An 8,577-nucleotide genomic window follows, 5' to 3' on the forward strand; every position below is an offset into this window, starting at 1 on the left:
TCTAGTGAATTACGTCACATTTTATTGAAAAAATGCATTTTTTACTCCCGAAATGCGGTAGTAACAGGTATTCTGCGATCCCTGCCAAATGCAAGAGCACTTACTTTTGGTCCAAGTGGATACTGTCTACGCTTCCATTCAGCACGATCAACCAGTCGCATAACAGTATCAACCGTGTGAGCATCAAAGCCGTCAGCAAGTAAATCCGCTCTACCGTGCGCTCGTTCAATATGTGCTTGCAAAACACGGTCAAGCAAATCGTACTCCGGCAAAGAATCAGAATCCTTCTGACCTGGACGCAACTCTGCACTTGGCGGTTTCACAATAGAATTAACCGGAATAAGCACACCATCTTGCGGAGCTGCTACTTTTACGGCATCCTCATTGCCAACAATCGGCAGCATACCAACACCCACGCCAGCAGCTGCAGCGCGATTGCGCCAACGAGAAAGTGCCCACACTCGTGTTTTGAGTAAATCTTTAATAGGAGCATACCCCCCTACCGCATCACCATATATGGTGGAATATCCACACGCAAGCTCTGACTTATTGCCAGTTGCGAGCGCCAAAACACCGCGCGAATTTGAGTAAGCCATTACGATTACGCCACGCACGCGAGCTTGCAAGTTTTCTGCAGCAACACCTTCTAAGGAAAGTTGCGATTGAAAAGCCTTAAAAAGTGGTTCAATAGGCTGCACATCGTAATGTGCACCAATACGCTCAGCTAAGTCGCGCGCATCATCTTTAGAACCATCCGAAGAATACATGCTTGGCATAGAAATGCCGTACACGTTTACTCCACCGCACGCATCTGCAGCCATAGTTGCTACTAATGCTGAATCTATGCCGCCAGAAAGTCCCAAACACACGCCCTTAAAACCATTCTTACGCATGTAATCTCTAAGACCTACGACACAAGCGCAATATACTTCTTCATCCGCATCAAGTTTTGGAGCAATGCTGGAAACTTTCTGTTTTTTAAGCGAGCTATTGAAATCTACAAAAGCTAAATCTTCAGCAAACATTGGCGAGCGCTCAAGCAAAGTTCCATCCGCATCAACCACAAAACTTCCACCGTCGAAGACTAAATCATCCTGCCCACCAACTTGGTTCACATACACAACAGGCGCATGAACTTCAGCTGCGCGCTTTTGAGCTAAGTTATAGCGCACATGGGTTTTGCCTTCTTCGTAGGGAGAGCCATTCATGGTAATAAGCGCATCAATACCAAGTTTTGCGAGTTGAGCTACAGGACCACCGTCTTGCCAAATATCTTCACAAATTGCGAATCCTAAGCGCATACCGTCAACTTCTATAAGTTCGCACTTATTCCCGGAAGAGAAAATACGAAACTCGTCAAAAACGCCGTAATTTGGCAAGAAATGCTTGTCGTATTGCAATACGGACTTACCTTCATGCAATACGAGCAGGCGGTTACGAGGCTTTCCAGCAGACTCGTCAAAGCCAACAGTTCCAACTACTACATAAAGCTCTCCCAAACCTTCTTCCACAAGTTTTACCGCAAGTAAATCGGCAGCTTGTTGAGCAGATGCGCGAAATGTGCCACGTAAAGCGAGATCTTCAATTGGGTAGCCGGTTAATGTCATTTCCGGAAAAACTACCATCCGAGCGCCTGATTGTTTTGCATGCGCCGAGTATTGCAATACTTTCGCAACGTTACTATCAATATTTCCAACGCATGTATCTATCTGCGCTAATGCCAATCGCAAAAAACTCATATTTTATAGTTTAGTAGATTGCTTTATTGCAAGTAAGAGACGTGTTGCAAAACTCGAACCAAAAACTTTTGTATCTTCCCACATTGCAAGCATTCGCATTAGTAACACGTCATAAATAATACTAATAAGCAAAGTGTAGAATTATTAAATTTTCTCGCTTATATTGATAATTCGTTACTCGCGAAGGGGAAATTCAAAAAGGATTTCAACAAACAAGGAGCAGAAAATATGCGCAGGATTAAAGTTATTGCCTCGATTACAGCTTTGGCAGCTTTGGCAACTTTCGCTTTAAGCGGTTGCGGAAGTGCTAGGAATGCAAATAGCCAAGACGACAAGACTGTTACTGTAGCAGCATCGCCTACTCCTCATGCTGAAATCCTTAATAAAGTAGTAAAGCCGATTTTGCAGAAGGAAGGCTACAAGCTGGTTGTTAAGGAGTTTACAGACTACGTGCAGCCGAATACCGCTACCGAAGAAGGTGAAGTTGACGCAAACTATTATCAGCATCTTCCTTACCTCGACAATTTCAACAAGGAAAAGGGAACGCATCTTGTTTCGGTAGGCGGAATTCATTTTGAGCCTTTTGGATTGTACCCAGGAAAGACCAAAACCATTAAGGCTTTGGCTGATGGTGCAACCGTTGCAGTGCCAAACGATCCTACGAATGAGGCTCGCGCACTGCTACTTCTGCAGGACGCTGGCTTGTTGAAGCTGAAGAATCCAAAAGATATTAACGCTACTGTAAAAGATATTACGAGTAATCCGAAGAATTTGAAGTTTAAGGAACTTGAGGCTGCAACCGTTCCGACTGCAATTAAGGATGTGGATCTTGCTGCCATGAATGGCAACTACGCAATTCAGGCTGGTTTTAACCCAACTAAGGATCCGCTTACTTCCGAAAAGGTTGGTGGAATTGCTGCTAAAACTTACGAAAATATTATTGTAGTAAAGAAGGGTTCTGAAAAGCTGGCCAAAATTAAGGCATTACTTAAGGCTTTGAAAACAAGCGAAGTCCACGACTATATTACTAAGACTTATAAGGGCGCTGTGCTTCCTGTTTTCTAAATAATACTTACCATCAATACTTACCATGTAGCCATATAATGCCGTAAATACGTGTGATTTCTAGCGCGCTTTGCGGCATTATTTTTGTAAGTGCATGAGTACATAGGTACATAAACGCATAAACCCCTGCATAGTATGCGTACAATATGTAAGGCAGTACGTAACATAACACAACTTGATACGTAATTTGATACGTAATTTGATACGTAACGCTAGTATGTTGCACAGAGCACAAAATAATCTGTAAGGAATAGCATGATTCAGATTGAACATCTTCATAAAAGCTACGGCAAAGGTAGCGAAGCGCATGAAGCATTGCATGATATTAATCTCACTATTGAGTCGGGAGAAGTTTTCGGTATTCTCGGTTCTTCCGGTGCTGGAAAATCTTCGCTCGTGCGTTGCATGAATCTGCTTGAGCGCCCAACTTCCGGTAGGATTGTGATTGATGGCAATGATATTACTGGAGTCAAAGACCGCGAGCTTGCTAAAGTTCGAGCAAATATCGGCATGATTTTCCAGAATTTTAGTCTTTTCCAGCAGCGCACAGTATTGCGAAATGTAACTTTCCCACTTGAACTTAATCACGTTGATAAAAAGAAGCGTGAAGAACGCGCGCATTATTTGCTTAATTTAGTTGGTTTGCAAGATCTTGCCGACCGCTACCCTAGCCAGCTTTCTGGCGGCCAGCAGCAACGCGTTGCTATTGCTCGGGCGTTAGCAAATAATCCTTCGATTATGCTTTGTGACGAAGCAACAAGCGCACTAGACTCCACTACAACCGCGCAAATCCTCGATTTACTGCGCCGAATTAATCGCGAACTTAACGTAACACTGGTTATTATTACGCATTCGTTGGCAGTTGCGCGAAATATTTGCGACCGAGTTGCAATGATTGACGACGGTCATATTGTGGAATTAGGCGACACTACAACCTTATTTGCAAATCCACAAAGCAATATTTTGCGAACGCTGATTGCAGATGAAAAGCAAGAAAATCATCGTAAAAAGCCTGCATCTACTACGATTTAATACGCTCTACTACGATTTCATACGCTTAGTAACGAGGTGAAATAACAATGATAGAATCTGCTACACAATTTTTGAACGAATACGGCGACTTACTTGCTGAAGGTGTGCTCGATACACTAGTGATGACTTCAGTCGCAACACTCTTAGCATACGTTATTGGGCTTCCGATTGGCGTATTGCTTATTACTTCCGACAAAAAAGGTATTTGTCCGAACGCTCCAATAAACGCGGTTCTTGGCTGGATCGTTAATATCGTGCGTTCAGTACCGTTTATTATCCTGCTCGTTGCGTTAATTCCATTTACACGCTTGATTGTCGGCACTTCACTTGGCGTCCCGGGTGCCATTGTGCCACTTGTTATTACTGCAGCTCCATTTGTGGCGCGCATTGTTGAACAATCTTTAGCAGAAGTTGACGGAAGTCTGATCGAAGCTGCGCAAAGCTTTGGTGCCAGTAAATTACAAATCGTGTGCAAAGTGCTGCTTTGGGAGGCGTTGCCTTCGCTTATTCGCGGTGCCGCTCTAACATTTATTACACTTTTTGGTTTTTCTGCAATGGCTGGAACGGTTGGTGCAGGCGGACTTGGCGATATTGCAATTCGATACGGCTACCAGCGTTACCAGTATGATGTTATGACTGTAGCTGTTATTCTTTGCATCATTCTCGTGCAAATTGTGCAAACTTTGGGCGACACTATCGCGCGCATTATTAATCATCACGAACGCTAAAGCAGTTCTACATTTTACCAATTACAAACTGCCTGCATGCTACTAACACAGGCAGTTTTATTGTGTTTGAAACTAGTGTGTTTAAAGCTATTGTGTTTGAAACTATTGTGCCGCTGAGATTTATTATTGCTATGTATGATTGTGTTTGTCTTCATACCACCTTCGTGTTCGCTCTCATATTTGCAACATACCCCAACCCATGAAATGCGCATAATCGTGTAAACTTATTGATAATTCAACATTTTGCAGGGGTGCTTTCATAGGAAGGCTGAGATAGGTATTTAATACCTAACCCTTAGAACCTGTTAGTTAATACAACGTAGGGAGCAACGAGTTTAGTATGAATTCAAATTATCCATACGCTTCGATGCGTAATCAATTTAATCTCAACGCCTGCTTTATTGCAGACCCACAAGCTTGTAATCATCGACCACTTACTGACGTAGTTGATGATGCTTTACGCGCAGGAGCAACTCTTATCCGACTTCATTGCAACAATGAAAACGCTAAGGAAATTACGACTCTTGCTCGCGATATCGCTCAAATTATTGAAGATAACAATAAGTGCGATTCCGTAACGTTTGTTATTGACGAGCGAGTTGACGTTGCTTGGCAAGCTAGAAATCAAAGTATCAAAGTAGACGGCATTCATCTTGCACAAAGCGATATGGAACCTCGAGAAGCACGTGCTTTGCTTGGAGAGGACGCTATTATTGGCTTGTCTGTTGAAACTGAAAGTTTAGTCAAAGTTATTAATGAGCTTCCGGATGGTTGCATTGATTATATTTGCGTAACTGCCATGCACAATCCTGAAGAAGGATGCGAAAATACTACTGCTGCCTACGAATTGGAAGCAAATCACACAACGTTGGACGAAGCAAAAATTAACACAATTTGCGTAGCAAGTGATTTTCCAGTACTCGTGGGTGGAAAAACACAATTAGATGATGTAGCTATGATTGCTCGTACAAAAGCTGCAGGATTCTTTGTTGCTGAACCTCTATACACTTCAGAAACACCAGAATCCACTATGCGTGAGTTCATTGAACGTTGGAAAGCCGTACGCGGTGAAGCAAAACATGGTTACGCTAAACGCGTAATCGTCGCGGAAAATACAGAAGAAAAGTCTTCAAAACCATCTGAAGAAAAGAAGCCGACGTTTATTAACGCTAAAGAAGCAAAAGATGCAGCAAAATTAGCTAAGCAACAACGTGTTGATATTGCGGCTCGTGGTTGCACCCAGCGAGATAAGGCTCATATTCGCAAAACTACTCCTGTTCATTTTGAATATAAGTATGGTTCCTACGATTTGGAAGTTCCGTACACGGAAATTAAGCTTTCAGATACTCCTGGCGTGGGACCTAACCCGCCTTTTAAGGACTACAATACGGAAGGACCAAAGTGTGATCCTAAAGAGGGCTTGGCTCCGCTTCGCCTTGACTGGATTCGTGACCGCGGTGACGTTGTGGAATATGAGGGCCGCAGACGCAATCTTCAAGACGATGGCAAGCGCGCTATTAAGCGCGGTAAGGCTTCTAAGGAATGGCGTGGGCGTACGCATAAGCCAATGAAGGGCGCGGATCATCCGATTACGCAAATGTGGTACGCTCGCCATGGCATTGTTACTCCAGAAATGCAGTATGTTGCTACTCGCGAAAATTGTGACGTGGAGCTGGTTCGCGAAGAAGTTGCAGCCGGACGCGCTGTAATTCCTTGCAATATTAACCATCCTGAAGCTGAGCCTATGATTATTGGTTCTCGCTTCTTAACGAAGCTCAACGCGAACATGGGTAATTCTGCTGTTACGTCGTCTATCGACGAAGAAGTAGAAAAGCTTACGTGGGCCACGAAGTGGGGTGCTGATACCGTGATGGATCTTTCCACCGGTAACGATATTCACACGACTCGCGAATGGATTTTACGTAACTCCCCTGTGCCAATTGGAACCGTACCAATGTACCAGGCTTTGGAAAAGGTTGAGGATGACGCTTCTAAGCTCAGCTGGGAGCTGTTCCGAGACACGGTTATCGAACAGTGCGAGCAGGGCGTTGACTACATGACTATTCACGCAGGCGTACTACTTCGCTACGTGCCGCTTACCGCAAACCGAGTAACCGGTATTGTGTCGCGTGGCGGCTCGATTATGGCAGAGTGGTGCTTACAGCATCATCAAGAAAGCTTCCTTTACACGCACTTTGAAGAGTTATGCGAGATTTTCGCAAAGTATGATGTTGCTTTCTCTTTGGGTGACGGTTTGCGTCCAGGTAGCTTGGCTGATGCAAACGATGCGGCTCAGCTTTCCGAACTTATGACACTTGGTGAGCTTACAAAGATTGCTTGGCAGCACGATGTGCAAGTGATGATTGAAGGTCCAGGACACGTGCCATTCGACACTGTGCGCATGAATATTGAGATGGAAAAGGCGATTTGCCAGAATGCTCCATTCTATACGCTTGGTCCTCTAACTACCGATACCGCCCCGGGCTATGATCATATTACTTCCGCAATTGGCGGCGTAGAGATTGCACGCTACGGTACTGCAATGCTTTGCTATGTGACCCCTAAAGAGCATTTGGGATTGCCTAACAAAGACGACGTGAAGCAGGGCGTGATTGCATATAAGATTGCTTGCCACGCAGCTGATCTTGCTAAGCATCATCCGCATGCTATGGATCGCGATAACGCTATTAGTAAAGCTCGATTCGAGTTCCGTTGGTTAGATCAGTTTAACTTAAGCTACGATCCGGATACTGCAATCGCTTTCCACGACGATACTCTTCCTGCTGAGCCTGCAAAAATGGCGCACTTCTGCTCGATGTGCGGACCAAAGTTCTGCTCCATGGCTATTTCTCAGAATATTCGTAAGCGTTTTGGCGGCGCTGCTCAACAGGAACAGCTTGTTGAGGAAGCGCGTAGCCAGGCGATTACTGATGGCATGAAGGCAATGAGCAAGAAGTTCCAGGAATCTGGTTCGTCGCTGTATCAAAACTTATAGTGTATTTTTAATACGTTTCAATATTAGAAAATACACGTTTATACGTACCACGAATAAATTAGAAGAAGGTTAAAATAACCAACTACAGCGGGTTTTATAGTGAGCGCTACTGCTTACTATAAAACCCGCTTTTTTATAACTTGCAAAATATTAAGTTCATTCCTACGTTAATAGCCAAATTGGTTCTTAGGTTGGTTCTTAGGTTGGTTTCTCAATTCGCTCTACAATATCGCAAAATATAACGTATAACACGATACTGGCTAGCAGTCTCGAACATATGGGAAAATTACAACTATGAGCACAATTATTATGCATACTTCTGAAGGCGATATTACTATCAATCTCTTTGATGACAAAGCGCCAGAAACTGTTAAGAATTTCATTGGTCTCGCAACCGGCGAAAAAGAGTGGAAAGACCCATTCACTGGTGAGGCTTCTCATGAACCTTTCTACAATGGTTTGACATTCCACCGCATTATTAAAGATTTTATGATTCAAGGCGGTTGCCCACTTGGCACCGGCACAGGCGGTCCTGGATATGAGTTCGACGATGAGATTGATCCGTCGTTGAAGTTCGATAAGCCTTATTTGCTTGCTATGGCAAATGCGGGTAAGCGCCGCGGACGCGATGGTCGTTTACACGGCACTAATGGCTCACAATTCTTCATTACGACTGTACCAACACCTTGGCTCGATGGTCATCACACTATTTTCGGCGAAGTAGCTGACGCTGCTTCAAAGGCAGTAGTAGATAAGCTCGATACTGTTGCTACCGATCGAACTGACGCACCTTTGGAACCAGTAGGTATTATGTCGATTGAGGTGTTGTGATTTCTCACATCAATGTATTACTTATCATCAAGTAACAATTTGTTATAAGTCTGTTTTTTGAAAAAGAAAGCTCCTGTGATGCTTATTTGAGCACGCAGGAGCTTTTCTACATTTGAGCTGTTCTGTACTTTTATTTTGTTTTTGTCAATGCAGCAAAAGATCAATCAACTCTACAATTCTGTCATAC

General features: G+C 43.8%; 6 protein-coding genes and 1 riboswitch. Of the genes, 5 read left to right on the plus strand and 1 reads right to left on the minus strand.

Annotated elements, in window-relative coordinates:
* Window positions 1–41: 41 nt before the first annotated feature.
* Window positions 42–1,739, minus strand: coding sequence for an NAD+ synthase (locus HXT28_RS03225; protein WP_422113217.1), 1,698 nt, complete (start codon window positions 1,737–1,739; stop codon window positions 42–44).
* A 228-nt stretch (window positions 1,740–1,967) separates the two neighbouring features.
* Here HXT28_RS03225 and HXT28_RS03230 point away from each other — a divergent pair, with 228 nt between their 5' ends.
* The 5 genes from HXT28_RS03230 (at window position 1,968) to HXT28_RS03250 (ending at window position 8,390) form a co-directional block, all read left to right on the plus strand.
* On the plus strand, window positions 1,968–2,804 hold the full coding sequence (locus tag HXT28_RS03230) for a MetQ/NlpA family ABC transporter substrate-binding protein (protein ID WP_422113218.1): 837 nt from the start codon (window positions 1,968–1,970) through the stop codon (window positions 2,802–2,804).
* 255 nt (window positions 2,805–3,059) lie between these two features.
* Window positions 3,060–3,836, plus strand: a complete 777-nt coding sequence (locus HXT28_RS03235) for a methionine ABC transporter ATP-binding protein (protein WP_422113219.1) — start codon at window positions 3,060–3,062, stop codon at window positions 3,834–3,836.
* A 47-nt stretch (window positions 3,837–3,883) separates the two neighbouring features.
* On the plus strand, window positions 3,884–4,564 hold the full coding sequence (locus HXT28_RS03240; protein WP_422113220.1) for a methionine ABC transporter permease: 681 nt from the start codon (window positions 3,884–3,886) through the stop codon (window positions 4,562–4,564).
* Window positions 4,565–4,801: 237 nt separating this feature from the next.
* A riboswitch (TPP riboswitch) is annotated at window positions 4,802–4,907 on the plus strand.
* Window positions 4,905–7,559: a phosphomethylpyrimidine synthase ThiC gene (gene thiC, locus HXT28_RS03245; protein ID WP_064346946.1), complete on the plus strand. Its 2,655-nt coding sequence runs from the start codon at window positions 4,905–4,907 to the stop codon at window positions 7,557–7,559. It overlaps the preceding riboswitch by 3 nt.
* 294 nt (window positions 7,560–7,853) lie before the next feature.
* The gene (locus HXT28_RS03250) at window positions 7,854–8,390 is read left to right on the plus strand and encodes a peptidylprolyl isomerase (RefSeq protein WP_064346944.1); all 537 of its coding nucleotides are present in this window, start codon (window positions 7,854–7,856) and stop codon (window positions 8,388–8,390) included.
* The last annotated feature ends 187 nt before the right edge of the window (window positions 8,391–8,577 follow it).

This window comes from Gardnerella washingtoni, from assembly GCF_049262705.1.
In the GTDB taxonomy this organism is placed as follows: domain Bacteria; phylum Actinomycetota; class Actinomycetes; order Actinomycetales; family Bifidobacteriaceae; genus Bifidobacterium; species Bifidobacterium vaginale_D.